This is a genomic window from Lelliottia sp. SL45 (genome assembly GCF_026672535.1).
Classification (GTDB): domain Bacteria; phylum Pseudomonadota; class Gammaproteobacteria; order Enterobacterales; family Enterobacteriaceae; genus Enterobacter; species Enterobacter nimipressuralis.
In genome coordinates this window covers 327329-343808 of sequence record NZ_JAPPRH010000001.1, presented here as the reverse complement: position 1 = coordinate 343808, position 16480 = coordinate 327329, and the positions used below count along the sequence as shown (strand labels likewise).

General features: G+C 56.0%; 19 protein-coding genes. 4 read left to right on the top strand and 15 right to left on the bottom strand.

All coding sequences use genetic code 11. The annotated features are described in order from the left end of the window. Positions 1-6 precede the first annotated feature (6 nt). The 7 genes from OVA10_RS01785 to OVA10_RS01755 form a co-directional block, all read right to left on the bottom strand. A complete protein-coding gene (locus OVA10_RS01785) occupies positions 7-258 on the bottom strand; it encodes an acyl carrier protein (RefSeq protein ID WP_100780796.1) in 252 nt (83 codons plus the stop codon). Between the two features lie 13 nt (positions 259-271). Beyond that, entirely contained in the window at positions 272-529 is a 258-nt protein-coding gene (locus tag OVA10_RS01780) for a phosphopantetheine-binding protein (protein WP_100778537.1), read from the bottom strand. Further along, complete coding sequence (locus OVA10_RS01775) at positions 510-1325, bottom strand: lysophospholipid acyltransferase family protein (protein WP_268195041.1); 816 nt, start codon at positions 1323-1325, stop codon at positions 510-512. The genes OVA10_RS01780 and OVA10_RS01775 overlap by 20 nt, the downstream gene beginning before the upstream one ends. Continuing rightward, on the bottom strand, positions 1322-2044 hold the full coding sequence (locus OVA10_RS01770; protein WP_123429809.1) for a beta-ketoacyl synthase chain length factor: 723 nt from the start codon (positions 2042-2044) through the stop codon (positions 1322-1324). The genes OVA10_RS01775 and OVA10_RS01770 overlap by 4 nt, the downstream gene beginning before the upstream one ends. A 64-nt stretch (positions 2045-2108) precedes the next feature. Further along, positions 2109-3173, bottom strand: a complete 1065-nt coding sequence (locus OVA10_RS01765) for a methyltransferase (RefSeq protein WP_100778540.1) — start codon at positions 3171-3173, stop codon at positions 2109-2111. Positions 3174-3242: 69 nt separating this feature from the next. After that, positions 3243-3632 (bottom strand): hypothetical protein, encoded by a 390-nt coding sequence (locus OVA10_RS01760; protein ID WP_107704220.1) that lies wholly within the window; start codon positions 3630-3632, stop codon positions 3243-3245. Positions 3633-3928: 296 nt separating this feature from the next. After that, entirely contained in the window at positions 3929-4978 is a 1050-nt protein-coding gene (locus OVA10_RS01755) for an AI-2E family transporter (RefSeq protein ID WP_100778541.1), read from the bottom strand. A 144-nt stretch (positions 4979-5122) separates the two neighbouring features. Here OVA10_RS01755 and OVA10_RS01750 point away from each other — a divergent pair, with 144 nt between their 5' ends. Then, positions 5123-6337 carry an MFS transporter gene (locus OVA10_RS01750; RefSeq protein WP_268195038.1) on the top strand — a complete coding sequence of 405 codons (1215 nt, stop codon included), beginning with the start codon at positions 5123-5125 and terminating at the stop codon, positions 6335-6337. A 6-nt stretch (positions 6338-6343) separates the two neighbouring features. On the opposite strand, the gene OVA10_RS01745 is transcribed toward OVA10_RS01750, so the two are convergent. Together OVA10_RS01745 and OVA10_RS01740 are read right to left on the bottom strand one after the other, a co-directional pair. Continuing rightward, positions 6344-6901, bottom strand: coding sequence for a DcrB family lipoprotein (locus OVA10_RS01745; protein WP_100778543.1), 558 nt, complete (start codon positions 6899-6901; stop codon positions 6344-6346). A 72-nt stretch (positions 6902-6973) separates the two neighbouring features. Beyond that, positions 6974-7639: a 7-cyano-7-deazaguanine/7-aminomethyl-7-deazaguanine transporter gene (locus OVA10_RS01740; protein WP_102105306.1), complete on the bottom strand. Its 666-nt coding sequence runs from the start codon at positions 7637-7639 to the stop codon at positions 6974-6976. A 190-nt stretch (positions 7640-7829) separates the two neighbouring features. On the opposite strand from OVA10_RS01740, the gene tusA reads away from it, so the two are divergent. After that, positions 7830-8072: a sulfurtransferase TusA gene (tusA, locus tag OVA10_RS01735; RefSeq protein WP_100778545.1), complete on the top strand. Its 243-nt coding sequence runs from the start codon at positions 7830-7832 to the stop codon at positions 8070-8072. A gap of 75 nt (positions 8073-8147) precedes the next feature. Here tusA and zntA read toward each other — a convergent pair whose 3' ends face one another. The 4 genes from zntA to istA all read right to left on the bottom strand — a co-directional run bounded on the left by zntA (position 8148) and on the right by istA (position 13427). Next, positions 8148-10328, bottom strand: a complete 2181-nt coding sequence (zntA, locus tag OVA10_RS01730) for a Zn(II)/Cd(II)/Pb(II) translocating P-type ATPase ZntA (protein WP_268195036.1) — start codon at positions 10326-10328, stop codon at positions 8148-8150. A gap of 75 nt (positions 10329-10403) precedes the next feature. Continuing rightward, on the bottom strand, positions 10404-11030 hold the full coding sequence (locus OVA10_RS01725; protein ID WP_100778547.1) for a lysoplasmalogenase: 627 nt from the start codon (positions 11028-11030) through the stop codon (positions 10404-10406). Between the two features lie 145 nt (positions 11031-11175). Next, entirely contained in the window at positions 11176-11931 is a 756-nt protein-coding gene (istB, locus tag OVA10_RS01720) for an IS21-like element ISEc10 family helper ATPase IstB (protein WP_174340113.1), read from the bottom strand. Further along, positions 11928-13427, bottom strand: coding sequence for an IS21 family transposase (gene istA, locus OVA10_RS01715; protein WP_268195033.1), 1500 nt, complete (start codon positions 13425-13427; stop codon positions 11928-11930). The genes istB and istA overlap by 4 nt, the downstream gene beginning before the upstream one ends. A 150-nt stretch (positions 13428-13577) precedes the next feature. Here istA and OVA10_RS01710 point away from each other — a divergent pair, with 150 nt between their 5' ends. Then, entirely contained in the window at positions 13578-13937 is a 360-nt protein-coding gene (locus OVA10_RS01710) for a DUF2500 domain-containing protein (protein WP_102105308.1), read from the top strand. A 50-nt stretch (positions 13938-13987) separates the two neighbouring features. Here the strand turns inward: OVA10_RS01710 and OVA10_RS01705 are convergent, their stop codons facing one another. After that, positions 13988-14269, bottom strand: coding sequence for a DUF1145 family protein (locus OVA10_RS01705; RefSeq protein ID WP_100778549.1), 282 nt, complete (start codon positions 14267-14269; stop codon positions 13988-13990). Next, entirely contained in the window at positions 14253-14852 is a 600-nt protein-coding gene (gene rsmD / locus OVA10_RS01700; protein WP_248859277.1) for a 16S rRNA (guanine(966)-N(2))-methyltransferase, read from the bottom strand. The genes OVA10_RS01705 and rsmD overlap by 17 nt, the downstream gene beginning before the upstream one ends. A gap of 127 nt (positions 14853-14979) precedes the next feature. Here rsmD and ftsY point away from each other — a divergent pair, with 127 nt between their 5' ends. After that, positions 14980-16479 (top strand): signal recognition particle-docking protein FtsY, encoded by a 1500-nt coding sequence (gene ftsY, locus OVA10_RS01695; protein ID WP_268195029.1) that lies wholly within the window; start codon positions 14980-14982, stop codon positions 16477-16479. Position 16480: the final 1 nt, after the last annotated feature.

Below are 16480 nucleotides of genomic sequence, written 5' to 3'. Positions count from 1 at the left end.
GGCGTCTTACTCTTCGCGCAGAAGCTGTTCTACAGCGTCCACCACGTCCTGAACGGTACGCACCGATTTGAAGGTTTCAGGTTTGATTTTTTTGCCTGTTTTCTTCTGCAGGTGAACAATCATGTCGACGGCGTCGATGCTGTCCAGCTCCAGATCTTCGTACAGGCGCGCCTCGGGAGAGATCGCGTCCGGTTCGATTTCAAACAGTTTGGTCAGGAGTCCGCAGACTTCCTGATAAATGGCATTTTGTTCTGTCATAGCAAATTCGTTCTCAGGCGCGTTGGGCATGGATAAATGATGCCAGCGTGGCGACGGAATAGAAGTGCTGACGCATCTCTTCGCTTTCCGCAGAGAGCACAACCCCGTACTGGTTTTTCACTGCCAGGCCAAGCTCCAGCGCGTCGATGGAATCGAGGCCCAGGCCATCACCAAACAGCGCCGCATCCGTTTCGATATCGTCGGCGGTAAGTTCATCCAGATTCAGCGTAGAGATAATAAGATTTTTAATTTCAAGATAAAGCGCTTGCATCATTAATTCCTGACAAAGATTGAAGGCCTGATGTTAAGCGATGCTGCAGATGCCGGTTCAGCTGGCGCGCTGCCATAGCCGGTTCTTGTTCTGTTGCATCGTAAAAATCGTGAATATTGACCCGTTCACGGACATCGACCGTGAAGAAGGGCTTGCGCGGCGGTACGTCGTACCAGCGACTTTTTTTATCGAGCAGGTGCTCGCTGCAGTGGATCACCACCACCCGCAGATCGCTGCCGCAGCGCACGGCGATATTGGCCGCACCGCGTTGCAGCGTCATCGCTTCCCCGACGCGGGTGCGCGTGCCTTCGGGGAAAATCAGTAAGGTATCGCCCTGTGCCAGACGTCGCTGGCTGGCGGCGAGCAGGGTATCTGCTTCACTGTTGATCAGATAATCCGCTGCGCGAATCACGCCGCTGACGAAGGGGTTACGCAGCAGGGCGCTTTTCACCAGGCAGTCGGTTTCTGGCATGACTGAGGCGAGGATTACGTAATCAATCAGCGTCGGATGGTTGGCGATGACAAGGCAACCGCGCTCGCTGCGCAGGGCCTCAAGGTTATCAATGCGGTAATCCAGCACGCCCGTCAGGCGCATAACGTTCATGAAGAAACGAAAGCTGGCGGCGATACTGCGGCGTGCCAGCCGACGGCGTTTGACGCGATCGCGCTGAACAATCAGCAGGAGATTAAACCAGACCAGCGACAGAAGCAGTCCGCCCACGCCAAACAGCGCGAAGCAGAATCCGGTCATGACCAGACGCCATAGCCGATTAAGAGTGCTGGCTAACGCGTTCATGCGCGGGACCACTGCCACAGCAGGCGCTCACCGGAAACCACAAACTGCGGCTCGCCAGTAAGATAACGTTGCAGGAACATCAGGCTTTGCGGCAACGGCGGCTCTTCGCCGAGGCTGCCAGAACGGGTTTCGCAGCGCAGCGCATCACCGGCTTCGATCACTAACGCCATCGCATACGGCCAGGTGGGCATGTGCGCGGGTAAATGGGGGTGGTAAAACACCGGCAGTGAACCGTCGAAATCGACCAGCAGAACGCGGGCGTAACCCGCCTGCAGCATGCACAGCACTTCACATAAGCCCTGCTGGAAGGTATCCAGTCCGGCGGAGAGGGAAGAGGAGACAATCGGCTGGCGCGCGGCGATAGTGAGATTACCCACGGAAGAGTTATGCACGGACATGGCGAAATCGGTGGGCGACACGGCCTGAACCGTCGCCAGGGCATGCAGAATGCGATAATTGCGCTCCAGCTCGCCGTGACGGCTGGTGTAGACCACGGCGTCGATGGCGTGCTTGCGCAGCATCGACAGGCCGCAATCGACGGCCAGCTTGCTGCCAGAGTTGAGGCGACGCGCGGTCATCATCGGCAAATCAGTGAGTTTTGCCTGTGGCGCAGTGGGATCAATGGCGAGTGAATCGCGTGACCACGCCTGCCATTGTTCGGCATCACTGAGACCCGGCGCTCTGGCCTGCCAGTCGATAATGTTAAGTGCAAATTTCATCTACGCGCGTCCGCGATCTATCGTCATTAAATAACGGCGTCAGCCGTCAGGTATTTCACAGAATTTATTGTTCGTTTTTCTGACAAATCAGTAAGGTATGCCCTAACCCTAAATTGTCCAGTCGTTGCTCTACGTGGAAACCCGCCTGCTCCAGGTAGTGATAAAATTTCTCGGCGCTATAAAAGCGACTATTACCATTCGCCATGCAGGTGAAATAGAGCGAGGTCGCGTTCAGGCTGAACGAGGCCGCTTCGAATTTCTGGGCATCCCAGAACAGCTCCATAATGCATAACCGTGCGCCCGGCTTCATGACCTGAGCCACGTTTCCCAGCATGGTGACAATCTGATCGGGAGAGAAGCAGTCGAGGAACTGGCTCATCCACCACACGTCAGCTTCGCCCGGCAGTGCCGCGTTGCTAAGCATATCGACAGCATGGAACCCAATGCGATGAGATAATCCTGCAATTGCGATATTTTCCTGCGCCAGCGCTATTTGCTGCGGGAGGTCGAGGATCGTAATGGCGACATTTTCATCATAGCGGCAACAGCGTAAAGCCCATTTACCGGTATTTCCGCCTACATCGTACAATTTTGTCGGCTTGCTTGCGAATATATATGGTAAAGCGGCATCAAAAGCGGCGTCAGAATAGTAATGATCAAACGCAAACCAACTCTCTTTCGCCTGCGCCGGTAATTGCGACAATGCAGGATAGATAGTCGGCCATTCGCCAAATACCGATAATCCCGCGGGTTTTTCCTGTTTAAGGGAATCGGAGAGATGGAATAAACCCTGATAACAAACGTCCTGGGTAAAATCCATATTTACGCGGGTCATGGTGTCATGCAGAAGAAAATGGCCTATTTTTGCCAGGTAGTACAGCCCCTCTTTATGGGTAACGATCCGTCCGCTTAATCCCATATCCAGCAGGACGCTCACTGCATATTCATTCAGTGTGCTGTTTTCAACAATCTCAGCCAGGCATGCACCCTGTTTTCCCTGTTTATCCAGCCAGGCTAAAACGCCAGAGTTACGCAGACAGAGCGCGGTTTGAAACAACATCGGAGCAAAAGCGATACGTTGTGCTTCTGTAATGGCATCCAGCGCACTGAGCGAATCCGTTTCGTACATTATTGCGTAACCTTTAACTGGTCAGAGAAATACGTTATCGGGCCGATAGCAGCCCGACTTTAAACAAATTTACTGCGCGGCGCTTCTGGCGAGATTCAGCTGAATATCTTTGTCGAGATTGCGAACCCAACGGTTGTAATTTTTGTGAATCTTACCGTCGCTGGCTTTCAGGTTCAGGCTATTTTCGTAATTAATTGAATAGCTTGTGGCCGTGTACGGGATGCGCACTTCGGCGCTATGGTCGCGTGCCTGCAGGCGGCCTTTGATCATACCCGGGCTGACTTCGGTCATAATCCAGTCGCGCTGAAGACCGGCTTTCAGAATCGCCGACTTAACCTGCTCTGCAGAATGGCCCGCGCTGACAGTAGAATGAACCTGATCAACCGGGGCAGTACGCGCACAGCCTGCCAGCGCACCCATAATGGCAAACGCCGCACACCATTTCACAATCTTCTTCATCAACAACTCCGTATCAATAATAGTGATTTCGTCCGCGATATTCACGCAATATAATCCTTAAGATAAATTGAAACCATTGCGATAAATATCATTCCTGCGTTATTTCTTTTTTTTCATTGCCAATTTAACTTTAATTAACGCGATAGCAATGTAGACAACGATTTTGTTATCGGCTTTGCTAAGAGAATATTCACTTAAATATAACAACTATGCCGATTTAAAAAAATCGGCATAGAGTGTATAGACCTGATGAGAAACGTAAACCTACCCCGGTTGGTAGGTTTATGCTGAAAATGTTATCCGGGAAGTCGGCTTTTCGGGCGCCCCGGCCCGAGAAGAATCGCCAGTTTCCCGCCGCCTTTCGTGGTCTCCATCCATATTTTACAGACGCTGGTCAGCGGTACCGAAAGGAGCATTCCCACGGGGCCAAGTAGCCATCCCCATATTAATAATGACAAAAAGACCACCATTGTCGACATGCCCAGACGGTGGCCCATCATGCGCGGCTCGACGATATTCCCGAGCACCATATGCACCGCCAGAAATAGCGCGCCCACCAGCATACATTCGTAAAAGCCGTTGAACAGAAACGCCTGAATCATCGGCGGCACGGCAGAGAGCACCGCGCCGATGTTAGGCACGTAGTTGAGCAGAAACGCCAGCACGCCCCACATAAGCGCGAACTGCACGCCCATCAGCGCCAGCCCCAGCCAGACAATCGCCCCGGTCCACAGGCTCAGCAGTGTTTTCAGCGCCAGATAGTGTGAAACACCCTTCAGCGCGCGGTGCAGCCCGGCGATGTGGATTTGCGGATTGTTTAGGGCGAAACGCAGTTTGTACGGTACGTGGCGCACTTCGAACAGCATAAATACCACCGTCATCACCAGCAGTAAAATGCTGGCCATCGCGCCAGAAAGCCCGGTCATCAGGGTGGTGGCGAAGGTCATGACTTTTTCGGAGTCCATGCGTCTTAGCATGCGTTCAGGGGAGATGTGCAAGTTGAGGAACGGCAGCATCTGCTGCAGATCGACAATCTTGCGCGTCAGCTCTTTATTGTATTTCGGCAGCAGGGTGGAGAACTCACTCAGCGACGCCGCCAGCACACCGAACAGCGCGGTCAGCACGATGAGCATCACAATGACTACGATGGTGATGGCAAGCGGACGCCGCACGCCACGTCGAATAAACCAGGTAACTAACGGATTGAGAACAATGGCAAAAAAAAGCGCCAGCAACAGCTGAACGATAATATCCGCCGCCGCGTGAATGCCAGCGAGGATCACCACCAGACAGGCGAGCTTTAATAAAATGTGGAGGCCCGTCTTGTCGGGCTGGGGGGTTGTCATGCTGATTCCTTTTGTTGTGTGCCCGTTAAGTGTAGCGCCTGGAGACCGCTGCGTTTGACGCCGTTAATCTGAAAGTCACTGCTGCTTTTCGCCCCATGACGTGGTAATAGTGAAACACTGTTGCAAAATTCCAGGTAGAACCTCATGCCCGTACCTGCCGCCGAACCGGCGCTGAGCGGATTGCGCCTCAATCTGCGCATTGTTTCTGTTGTCATGTTTAACTTCGCCAGTTATCTCACCATTGGGCTGCCGCTGGCGGTTTTGCCCGGTTACGTCCATGACGTGATGGGATTTAGCGCCTTCTGGGCGGGGCTGGTGATTAGCCTCCAGTATTTCGCCACGCTGATGAGTCGCCCGCAGTCGGGGCGCTTCGCGGATCTGTTTGGCCCGAAAAGTATTGTCGTGGTGGGATTGTGCGGCTGTTTCCTCAGTGGCCTGAGCTATCTGCTGGCGGCGACCACCAGCAGCTGGCCGATGGTAAGCCTGGCGCTGCTGTGTCTTGGGCGTGTGATTCTGGGCATCGGGCAAAGTCTGGCGGGCACCGGCTCGACCCTGTGGGGCGTGGGCGTTGTCGGCACGCCGCATATCGGGCGCGTGATTTCATGGAACGGGATTGTCACCTACGGCGCGATGGCTCTCGGCGCGCCGCTTGGCGTGGTGTGTTACGCGTGGGGCGGGCTACACGGGCTGGCAATCACCATTATGGTGGTCGCGCTGATTGCGATTTTACTGGCGCTGCCGCGTCCGAAAGTGAAAGCCAACAAAGGTAAACCGCTGCCGTTTCGCGCGGTGCTCGGACGCGTCTGGCCTTACGGCATGGCGCTGGCGCTGGCCTCCGCCGGTTTCGGTGTGATCGCCACCTTCATCACCCTCTTTTACGATGCCAAAGGCTGGGACGGCGCAGCGTTCGCCCTGACGTTGTTTAGCTGTGCCTTCGTTGGCACGCGGTTACTCTTCCCGAACGGCATCAACCGCCTCGGCGGGCTGAACGTGGCCATGATCTGCTTTGCCGTGGAGATTGTTGGCCTGGTGCTGACAGGCATTGCCAGCGAGCCGTGGGTGGCGAAAATCGGCGTGTTCCTCGCGGGCGCGGGCTTCTCGCTGGTCTTCCCGGCGCTGGGCGTGGTGGCGGTGAAAGCTGTGCCACAGCAAAACCAGGGCTCTGCACTGGCGACCTATACGGTATTTATGGATATGTCCTTGGGCGTGACCGGGCCACTGGCCGGGCTGCTGATGGCATGGGCGGGCGTTCCGATGATCTATCTGGCGGCGGCGGGGCTGGTGGGTGTGGCGCTGTTGTTGACCTGGCGCCTAAAAAAACGGCCCCCGGCGCAAGCGACGGAGGCCGTTGAATCGTGATGAAAATTACTTGATCACGACGGTATTAATGATGTTTTCCGCAGCGGTTTGCGCCTTCTGCTGATCGTCAGCAGGCAGGGTGATTTGCATGGTCAGCAGTTTGCCGTCCACTTTACCCAGCACCACGGAGGAGTAAGCGGTCTGGCCTTTGGCAGAGATAATGCTGTCCAGCTGTTGCAGGGTGTGGCCTTTCAGTTCGATGGACTTGTTGGTCACGACCTGCAGCTGCGGATCGCGGCTACGCTGTTGATCTTCCAGACGCTTGGTCAGCACGGCCAGGTCTTCGCTGGTGTCGTCACCGACAATCACGATCACCGCTTTCTGCCCGGTGGCGTCTGAATAGACGTGCATGTTGTTCGCCTGGGTACCCAGCTTGCCGCTCTGATCGGTCATATCCGCCGGCAGAGAGAAACTGAGTTTGCCATCCATCAAATTCACCGGTTGTCCGGTGGCGTTACTTTCAGCAGACGCGCCCTGAGCAGGGGTCTTCGTATCGCTGTTATCACAGGCCGCAAGACCCACAACCAGCAGGCCAATCCCGACATATTTAACCAGATTGCGCATTGACTTCTTCCTTTCGATAAACGGCCATAACGGCTCATTTGTCCATCTTATCACAACTGATAAAGCGAACCTTTAACCAGCCTGTAATGCAGACATTTCGGATTTATCCGCCAGCCTTTTCAGGAGCATATTCAGCAGCACGCCGTACATCGGCAGGAAGAACGCAATGCTGATCAGCACTTTGAAGCAGTAGTCCACCAGCGCGATTTCCATCCAGTGGGCGGCCATAAAGGCATCCGGGCTGCGCCAGAAGGCGATAAAGAAGAAGGCGAGGGTATCGCTGACGTTACCGAACAGCGTGGACGCCGTCGGTGCCATCCACCAGCGGTGGTTCTGTCGCAGGCGGTTAAAGACGTGGACGTCGAGGATCTGCCCCAGCGCATAGGCCATAAAGCTCGCGGCGGCGATACGGGCGACAAACAGATTGAAGTGCGTCAGGGCTTCAAAGCCCTGCCAGCTTCCCATATAGAACAGGGAAGAGATGACGTAGGAGATGAACAGCGCGGGCAGCATCACCGCGAAAATAATGCGTCGGGCCAGCGGCGCGCCGAAGATGCGCACGGTCAAATCTGTCGCAAGGAAGATAAACGGGAAACTGAACGCGCCCCAGGTGGTATGGAAACCAAAAATGGAGATGGGCAGCTGCACCAGATAGTTACTGGAGGTGATCACCAGCAGATGAAATAGCGATAGCCAGAACAACGCTTTTACGCGCTGCGATTGAGAGAACTGCGTCATATTGTGACCTTTTTATGATTTGGGGTGAGGGAACCCAATAAAAACCTACCGGGGTAGGGTTTAAAGCCGCCGCATAATACTGCTTTTGGAGGGTATTGCAATGGCTAATTTTCGCGCAATCGTTAACCTGGTTTGCTTTGCCGAAAACGCGGCGTAAACTACAGCCGTTTTTGATGTGAACGAGAAGATGATGACCAACCTGTTTTCCAGCCCTGACCACACGCTTGATGCACAAGGCCTCCGTTGCCCGGAGCCGGTAATGATGGTGCGCAAAACCGTGCGCAACATGCAGACCGGCGAGACGCTGCTGATCATTGCTGACGATCCTGCCACCACCCGCGATATTCCGGGCTTTTGTACCTTTATGGAACACGAACTGGTGGCGCAAGAGACCCAATCGCTGCCGTACCGGTATCTGCTGCGCAAAGGATAATCGCGTTTGCCGGGTGGCGACGACGCCTTACCCGGCCTACAACATTCTCGCGTGATTATCGCGTTTGCCCGGCGGTTATGACTTCCGACGCAACAACCGCAGGGCGTTGGCTGTCACCAGCACCGTTGCCCCCGTATCCGCCAACACTGCCAGCCACAGACCTGTTATTCCCAGCAGCGTTGTCACCAGGAAGATCCCCTTCAGCCCCAGCGCAATCGTAATGTTCTGACGAATATTGGTACGGGTGGCGCGCGCCAGGGATATCATCTGCGCAAGCCCGGTCAGACGGTTATGGGTAAGCGCCGCATCGGCGGTTTCCAGCGCCACGTCGGTGCCACTGCCCATCGCAATCCCGATCGTTGCGGCTTTCATCGCCGGGGCGTCGTTAATCCCGTCGCCGACCATTGCCAGCGGTGCCTGAGCGTTCAGCCCGGTAACAGCCTGCACTTTATCTGCTGGCAACAATCCTGCCCGGTATTCCAGATCAAGCTCACTGGCAATTGCAGCCGCTGCACGTGGGTTATCGCCAGTCAAAATCACACCCTGAATACCGAGCTTATGCAGTGCCGCCACGGCCTCTTTGGCATCGTCACGCAGGGTATCGCGCAGGGCCAGCACCCCTTTCGCCACGCCGTCGACAACGACGATCACCACCGTCTGTCCGGCCTGTTCCAGGTCGCGGATCTGCGGGCTGAAGGCGTCAGCGGGGAATTTATCGGCGGCACAGATCAGCACCTGGCGCCCTTCGACTACCGCTTCGATCCCTGACCCCATTAGCGCGCGCTGCGCACTGGCTGCGGGGATCATCAGCCCGCGCGACTGGGCCTCACGCACAATCGCCTGCGCCAGGGGATGGGTAGATCCCTGCTCAACGGCGGCGGCCAGTGACAGCAATGCGTCGTCGGCAGGATAAATTCCGGTAGCCTGCGGTTTGCCAACTGTCAGAGTCCCGGTTTTATCGAAGCCGATCTGCTGAACCTGGCTGAGCTGCTCCAGCGCGGCACCGCCTTTAATCAGCGCTCCGCGTCGCGCGGCTGCCGCCAGACCTGAGGTAATGGCCGCAGGTGTTGAGATCACCAGCGCACACGGACAGCCGATCAGCAGCAGCGTCAGCCCTTTATAAATCCAGGCCTCCCACGGGGCGCTGAACAGCAGCGGCGGAACCACCGCCACCAGCAGGGCAATCAGCATAATCACTGGCGTGTAAATGCGGCTGAAGCGATCGATAAAGCGCTCGACGGGCGCGCGGCGCTCTTCGGCTTCTTCGATGAGCTTCAGAATCCGGTCAATGGCGCTGTCGCCCGGTTCGGACAGCACCGTGAGCTGCACCAGACGGTCCACGCTGGTGGCCCCGGCAGGGACTTTCTCGCCCGTCTCACGTTCGACAGGAATTGATTCCCCGGTCAGGGCGCTTTCATCGAAACTGGCGTTTGCGGTGATGAGCGTACCGTCCGCGGGCAGACGGCCTCCGGCAGCCACTTCCATTACATCGCCGGGGCGAAGTGTAGTGATGGCGACAGTTTTTCGTTCTCCGTCGACCACGACCGTTGCCGTTTCCGGTTTCAACGCCATTAACGCGCTGACCCCTTTGCGTGCGCGGCTCGCCGCCCAGCCTTCAAGGCGTTCGCCAATCAGGAACAGCAGCAGGACCATCGCCGCTTCTGCCGTCGCACCAATAAACAGCGCGCCAATCGCCGCGACGCTCATCAGTGTTTCAATGGCGAACCAGCTGCCGCTTTTCATCAGGCGCAGGGCCTGACGGGCAATCGGGAACAGGCCGACCAGGGTCGTTGCGATAAACGCCAGATTGCCGAACGGATGATTAAAGTGTTCCAGCGTCCAGCTCAGCGCCATCATGATAATCAGCGTGATGAGCGGCAGATTTTCCCGCAGGGGAGAGATTTTTTCGGCAGGCGTCTGCTCGCTGCGCAGGGAATAGCCCGCGCGGGTGACGGCCGCTTCGACTTGCGCACTGACATCTTTTTCAGCGCTGATGAGCAGCTTTTCGGTCGCGAACAGCACCTGAACGTGGTTAACGCCAGCCACCTGTTTGACGGCGTTTTCGACTTTGCGCGCGCAGGCGGCGCAGTCCATCCCGTTGACGATCCAGGTGTAGCGCTCACCGTTTTCAGGCAGCACGGGTGCCGTCTGGGTTTCGCATCCGCTGTCGCAGCAGCAGTCGTCTTTCGCAGGCGCGGGGCTGAGTTTCAGCGCCGAGAATTGCGGCACTTTTTTCGGTGTTTCTGGAGTCGACATGGCACTCTCCGGTAATGATAATTTTCTCATTAACCGCAGCATACACTCTGGAGTCGACTCCAGAGTCAAGCACTATTAAATATACAGCGAGCGGACTATCAGGAAATGCCCGGCGAAGTAGCAGGCGGCGGCGATAGCGTTATCCGCGCGGAAGCGACGGCGGTAGTGACTTCCCAGCCAGACAATATTCCCAATCAGCAGCAGGGCGGCACCGAAGAACGCCGACATTGCAGGTGACGTAGGGCGGAAGAACCACAGTTCACCGGCGAGCCAGACCATCACCAGCGTCATGGCGATAAAGGTACAGACCGGCCAGCGCATCTCCTCCAGCCGTGTCCAAATCACCGCCACCAGCAGCGCGCCCATGACCAGTAATATCAGCGGCAGCGGCCAGAAGAAGGAGAGGGTCATCTGGCTGGCGAAGTAGATGGTATAGAGCAGATGGGAAAGGAAAAATGCCCCGATGGCATACAGCAAACGCTGGCGCGGCAGCAGGGTAAGCGCGTCACCAATCAGCGAGGCGCACAGACCTGCGAGCACCAGATAGCTAACGGCGTTGAACATCGGCGCCTGCCAGGCGAGCAGCAGCAGGAGCAGCAGTGTCACCGGTTTAAACAGCCAGCGCTGCCACGTTGGACCGCGATACGACGCATCGACATAAAGCCATGCGGAAAAACAGACAGCGATAAATGACCAAAGCATATTAACTCCCTGTATCTGTTATTTTTGAATCATACATTCTGATTCAGTGTAGTGACGCGAGCAGGCGTTTGGCAATGCCTATCAGACGTCAACTAGTTTTGCCGACTTGCGCCAACTACTCTGGCCGCATCCATTGAGCGGGGTTTTACGCCACGTTGGTTACTGCCTTCGCTGTCTTTTTCCTGTAACTTTCTCCCTTCAGTTCGAACATATATCCGTGATGGATCAGCCGGTCGGCTGCTGCCACCGCCATCGTTTCATCCACGAAGATGCTGCCCCACGTGCTGAACGGATGATTGCTGGTGATGACCAGACTGCCACGCTCATAACGATGTGCGATCAGCTCGAACAGCACACCCGTTTCCGCGTTGTCGCGTTTGACATACCCGAGGTCGTCTATCACTATCACCCGGTAGCGATCCAGTTTCAGCAGAAGCTCGTTCAGTTTCAGTTGTGTCCGCGCTTTACGCAGCTCCTGCAGCAGCTCTCCGGCACTGTAGAACCGGGCCCGGTAGCCCAGCCCTATAACGCCATCCACGATCGCCGCTGCCAGATGGCTTTTTCCCAGACCACTGGCACCGAACAGCAGGACGTTTTCTCCGGCATCAACCCAGTCTGTCGTTTCGCAGAGCTGCCGGAACTGAGCGTTATTCAGTTCCGGCACCTGGCTGAAGTCATACTCACCCAGCGTTTTCGCCACCGGCAACCGGGCTTCCTTTTTATAGCGGCGTAGCTTTTCGCTCTCGCGCCACAGGAGTTCTTCATTGCACAGCGTCAGCAGATAGCGTGACGGGGTCCAGCCCTCCGCCAGCGCACGTTTCTCCAGCGCATGCCATTCCGCACTGACGCGGGTCAGACGCAGTTTGCGCAGACTACGCTCAAGGAGGTGGATATTGCTCACTGCAGACCTCCTTTTCCGCGCAGCAACTGCTCATAACTGCTCAGGTTGTGCTGAACCACACTGACCGCCGGTAGTTCCTTTTCCTTTATCCCCAGGAACCGCATCAGGCGGTGCAGATCCAGCTCACCCGGAGTATTCAGCATCTGCTCCATCCCCCGCGCCACGATAGAGATATCGTCATAGCCCGCAGCCAGTTTCAGGGCGTGCACCATCAGACGACCTGCTATCTCAGGCTTCAGATGATTACACAGACGACGCCACAGTCTTCGCCATTCATCGTCCGGCAGGATGTCATTTCTCAGCGTAGCATGGCAGAAGGCTCCGGGCTTTTTCGCCAGGCTGTCGATCACATGCCGGAAGTCGATCCGTCTGGCTCGTCTTTTCCCCTTTTCTGGTCTGACGCGAGGGCAGCTCATAACCTCGTTACTACCGATGTAACAACTCAGACGATCATCCCACACCCGAACCCGTAACAGCTGGCCAACAAGCCGGGAAGGCACGCTGTAGACGACAAGTTTGACGTTAATGGTACTGCTACTACTGACCCTTACCGTCAACTCGTCGTAGTCGGCGCTACGACGCAGCGGCAGTGGCTTCAGGTGGAGGCGCTCCTCCTTTACCAGATCCTGATTGTTACGGTTGTGACGCATAACCTGCTGGGTGATGAAGGCCTGGTATTCTTCCACGGTGCTGAAGTCATTACTGCCCCGCAGCATCAGCGCCTGGTGGATGCGTCTTTTCAGATGTCCGTGGGCGCTTTCAACCGAACCATTTTCGTGGCCACGACCGGCATTATTGTGCACGCCCTGCATACCATAGTGCTGGCAGAGGGCAGCATAGCGCTCAGTCAGCTCGCGGCGCCCGTCTTCACCCTGATGTTTCCATGCTGCCCGCAGACTGTCCGTTTTATGCTCTGTTGGTACACCTCCCAGTTGCCCGAGGGCTTCCTGCAGGCCTTCAGCAAGGGCAGAGAAGCTCTCACCACCCAGCACGACCCGCATCCAGCTCCAGTGGCTCCACTCAAGGCGGAAGTGGTACAGCTTATGCGTCAATAACTTGCCATTGATGGTGACAACTATACCTTTGAGCTCGGTAAAGTCCGACAGGCCGCGCAGGCCGGGCTGATGAAGTTGCCGGAACATCACTTCCTGCTCAGCACCATACTGCAGCTTCCACTCGCGGACCCGCCGCTGCATTGTCCTGCGGAGGCTGTTGGGGTACTGACCGGGATATTTATCCTGCAGCATTTCAAGCAGGGTCGTGGGCATCAGGGCGGGCCTTTCCTTCAACAGGGGAACAAGCTCGTTGTCCCAGACGGCCTCAAGCGGATCTTTACGTGTGCGCCAGTGACGATTACCGGTTTTAGACCACTGATCTTTTTCGATCCTGCGACCTGAGCGAACAGAGATACCGGCCTTCATGGCCGAGATATGCTGGGTTACACCTTTTTTACGTTGAGTCATGTAATAACTGACCTGATGAGTATTGAGCGTCACGCCATTTCCTGTGGGATCGTGTACATGATGCTCAGATTACAAAATCGGCCAGAATAATCAGCGCCAACCGGACTGAGTTATTGTCGTCTCATAGCAATGCCGGATAAGCCGCGGTATCCTGATTTCCGCATAATCTGATGGGATTCAACAATGAGCAAAATGCCGCTTTTCTTCGTGGTGGTGGTGGCCATCATCGTCATCGCCGCTTCGTTTCGCTTTGTGCAGCAGCGCCGCGAAAAAGCCGATAATGACGCCGCGCCGCTCTTACAAAAACGGGTGGTGGTGAGCAATAAGCGCGAGAAAGCGCTTAATGAGCGCCGTTCCCGGCAGCAACAGGTGACGCCAGCAGGCGCGCTAATGCGCTATGAGGCGAGCTTTAAACCGCAGAGCGGTGGGCTGGAGATGACGTTTCGTCTCGACGAGAAGCAGTACCATCAGCTGACGGTGGGGGATCGCGGGCTGTTGAGCTATAAGGGATCGCGGTTTGAAGGGTTTGCGGTCGAGCCGTAACTCGCCGGGTGGCCCGGTCTACAAAAGCTGTACACCGGGCTGCATACGACTTATTTCTTCGCCTGTGCTTTAAACTTTTTCATCCACACCAGCAGCTCGAACACGCCGAAAATAAAGACGCGCAGTTGCTGCCAGCCAGTCATCGGCGGCCCGTCTTTCGGCAGACCGTTTTTCAGCATCACCATCTGCAGGGCGTGCATAAAGGCGGTGAAAATCAGCGCCACGTTAACGAAAATGTTCATCGGACGTGGGAACGGGTGGACGAGGTTCAGGAGCAGAAACGCCCAGACGCCCAACATCAGCAAACGGCCAAGATTAATCAGAACTGGCATCAGGCTCTCCTTCTACTTCACGGTGATACAAACGATAGGCGACCTGCCCTGCGACCTGTTCGCGGTGCAGATCCCAGTGAACGGGAACTGGCGGAAGGCCATTTTCCACTTCACTTTCGACATAAATAAGCGCGTCATCCGCCAGCCAGCCGTTGTTTTCCAGCAGCGTTAGCGTCTCTTCCAGCAGCCCCTTGCGGAACGGCGGGTCGATAAATACCACGTCGTGCGGCGTGCCCTTTTGCGCGAGGAACGACAGAGTATTGATATTCACCACGTTGCCGTTGGTCGCTTTGAGGGTCGCCAGATTTTGCTGCAACTGCTGCGCAACGCCGCGCTCCATCTCCAGCAGGGTTGCGCTTGCGGCATAACGCGACAACGCTTCAAGGCCGAGCGCACCGCTTCCGGCAAAACAGTCCAGGCAGCGGGCGTCAACCATCGATGGGGCCAGCCAGTTAAATAGCGTCTCGCGGACGCGATCGGTTGTCGGGCGCAGCCCAGGGCTGTCGGGTACAGGCAGTTTGCGGCCTCGCCACTGGCCGCCAATAATGCGAATTTGTCCGGCCGGGCGGTTCGTTTTCTTCATTTCAGGAAAGCTCTGCTAACAATTGGCCTGCGATTCCAGGCGGTGATGTTAATTAGGTAAAGTGTTAGACTATTTCATCATTTTTATAGCTTCCATGTATATAGCACCGCGAGGAGTGTCGTCGCAGATGGCAAAACAAAAAAAACGTGGCTTCTTTTCCTGGCTGGGCTTCGGCGAAAAAGAGCAAGAAACAGAACAGAAAATCGAAGAACAGCAAGCGGTTGAAGAGCAGTCACAGCCCGAAACGCCTGTTGAAACCGCCGCGGTTGTAGAAGCGGAAGAGCCCGCGCACAGCAAAGAAGAGATCGACTCCTTCGCTGAAGACGTGGTTGAGGTGACCGAACAGATTCAGGAGATCGAGAAACCGGAGCCGGTGATTGTTCCTCAGGCGGACGAGGTTGTCGTTGAGCCGGTTGTCGAAGAAGCGCCTCAGGCTGTGATTGAGCACGAAGAGCTGCCGCTGCCGGAAGAGGTCAAAGCCGAAGCGATCGCGCCAGAAGAGTGGCAGGCGGAAGCGGAAACCGTAGAGATCGTTGAAGCCGTTGAAGAAGAGGCGGAAAACGCGCCTGAAATCACCGATGAAGAGCTGGAAGCCCAGGCGCTGGCCGCCGAAGCCGCAGAAGAAGCGGTGATCGTGGTGCCGGTCGAAGAGACGGAAGATGAGGCCCCGGCGGAAGAGATCGTGCAGGAGCAGGAAAAACCGACCAAAGAAGGTTTCTTCGCGCGTCTGAAACGAAGCCTGGTCAGAACCAAAGAAAACCTCGGTTCCGGATTTATCAGTCTGTTCCGTGGCAAAAAAATCGACGATGATCTGTTTGAAGAACTGGAAGAGCAGCTGCTGATTGCCGATGTCGGCGTGGAAACCACGCGTAAAATTATCGCGAAACTGACGGAAAGCGCGAGCCGTAAACAGCTGCGTGATGCCGAGGCGCTGTACGGCCTGCTGAAAGACGAGATGGGCGAAATTCTCGCAAAAGTTGACGAACCGCTTAATATTGAAGGCAAAACGCCCTTTGTTATTCTGATGGTGGGCGTTAACGGCGTCGGGAAAACTACCACCATCGGTAAGCTGGCGCGTCAGTTTGAGCAGCAGGGCAAATCGGTGATGCTGGCGGCGGGCGATACCTTCCGTGCAGCGGCCGTCGAGCAGCTGCAGGTCTGGGGTCAGCGCAACAACATTCCGGTGGTTGCGCAGCACACTGGCGCAGATTCTGCGTCCGTGATTTTCGATGCCATCCAGGCGGCGAAAGCGCGAAATATCGATGTGCTGATTGCGGATACCGCAGGGCGTTTGCAGAATAAATCGCACCTGATGGAAGAGCTGAAGAAAATCGTCCGCGTGATGAAGAAGCTGGACGAAGACGCACCGCATGAAATTATGCTGACCATTGATGCCAGCACCGGCCAGAACGCCATCAGCCAGGCGAAGCTGTTTGATGAAGCGGTCGGGCTGACCGGGATTACGCTGACCAAACTGGACGGCACAGCCAAGGGGGGAGTGATCTTCTCCGTGGCGGATCAGTTCGGCATCCCAATCCGTTACATCGGTGTCGGCGAACGTATCGAGGATTTGCGTCCGTTTAAATCGGACGACTTTATTGAGGCACTATTTGCCCGAGAGGATTAAC

What these genes read in the sequence shown, in the direction of transcription:
- OVA10_RS01725 (WP_100778547.1), bottom strand. Translation starts at nt 11,030, where the DNA reads ATGCTTTGGTCATTTATCGCTGTCTGTTTTTCCGCATGGCTTTATGTC.
- OVA10_RS01755 (WP_100778541.1), bottom strand. Translation starts at nt 4,978, where the DNA reads ATGACAACCCCCCAGCCCGACAAGACGGGCCTCCACATTTTATTAAAG.
- OVA10_RS01780 (WP_100778537.1), bottom strand. Translation starts at nt 529, where the DNA reads ATGCAAGCGCTTTATCTTGAAATTAAAAATCTTATTATCTCTACGCTG.
- ftsY (WP_268195029.1), top strand. Translation starts at nt 14,980, where the DNA reads ATGGCAAAACAAAAAAAACGTGGCTTCTTTTCCTGGCTGGGCTTCGGC.
- OVA10_RS01710 (WP_102105308.1), top strand. Translation starts at nt 13,578, where the DNA reads ATGAGCAAAATGCCGCTTTTCTTCGTGGTGGTGGTGGCCATCATCGTC.
- OVA10_RS01775 (WP_268195041.1), bottom strand. Translation starts at nt 1,325, where the DNA reads ATGAACGCGTTAGCCAGCACTCTTAATCGGCTATGGCGTCTGGTCATG.
- OVA10_RS01765 (WP_100778540.1), bottom strand. Translation starts at nt 3,173, where the DNA reads ATGTACGAAACGGATTCGCTCAGTGCGCTGGATGCCATTACAGAAGCA.
- OVA10_RS01750 (WP_268195038.1), top strand. Translation starts at nt 5,123, where the DNA reads ATGCCCGTACCTGCCGCCGAACCGGCGCTGAGCGGATTGCGCCTCAAT.
- tusA (WP_100778545.1), top strand. Translation starts at nt 7,830, where the DNA reads ATGACCAACCTGTTTTCCAGCCCTGACCACACGCTTGATGCACAAGGC.
- OVA10_RS01760 (WP_107704220.1), bottom strand. Translation starts at nt 3,632, where the DNA reads ATGAAGAAGATTGTGAAATGGTGTGCGGCGTTTGCCATTATGGGTGCG.
- OVA10_RS01785 (WP_100780796.1), bottom strand. Translation starts at nt 258, where the DNA reads ATGACAGAACAAAATGCCATTTATCAGGAAGTCTGCGGACTCCTGACC.
- OVA10_RS01745 (WP_100778543.1), bottom strand. Translation starts at nt 6,901, where the DNA reads ATGCGCAATCTGGTTAAATATGTCGGGATTGGCCTGCTGGTTGTGGGT.
- zntA (WP_268195036.1), bottom strand. Translation starts at nt 10,328, where the DNA reads ATGTCGACTCCAGAAACACCGAAAAAAGTGCCGCAATTCTCGGCGCTG.
- OVA10_RS01705 (WP_100778549.1), bottom strand. Translation starts at nt 14,269, where the DNA reads ATGCCAGTTCTGATTAATCTTGGCCGTTTGCTGATGTTGGGCGTCTGG.
- OVA10_RS01770 (WP_123429809.1), bottom strand. Translation starts at nt 2,044, where the DNA reads ATGAAATTTGCACTTAACATTATCGACTGGCAGGCCAGAGCGCCGGGT.
- OVA10_RS01740 (WP_102105306.1), bottom strand. Translation starts at nt 7,639, where the DNA reads ATGACGCAGTTCTCTCAATCGCAGCGCGTAAAAGCGTTGTTCTGGCTA.
- rsmD (WP_248859277.1), bottom strand. Translation starts at nt 14,852, where the DNA reads ATGAAGAAAACGAACCGCCCGGCCGGACAAATTCGCATTATTGGCGGC.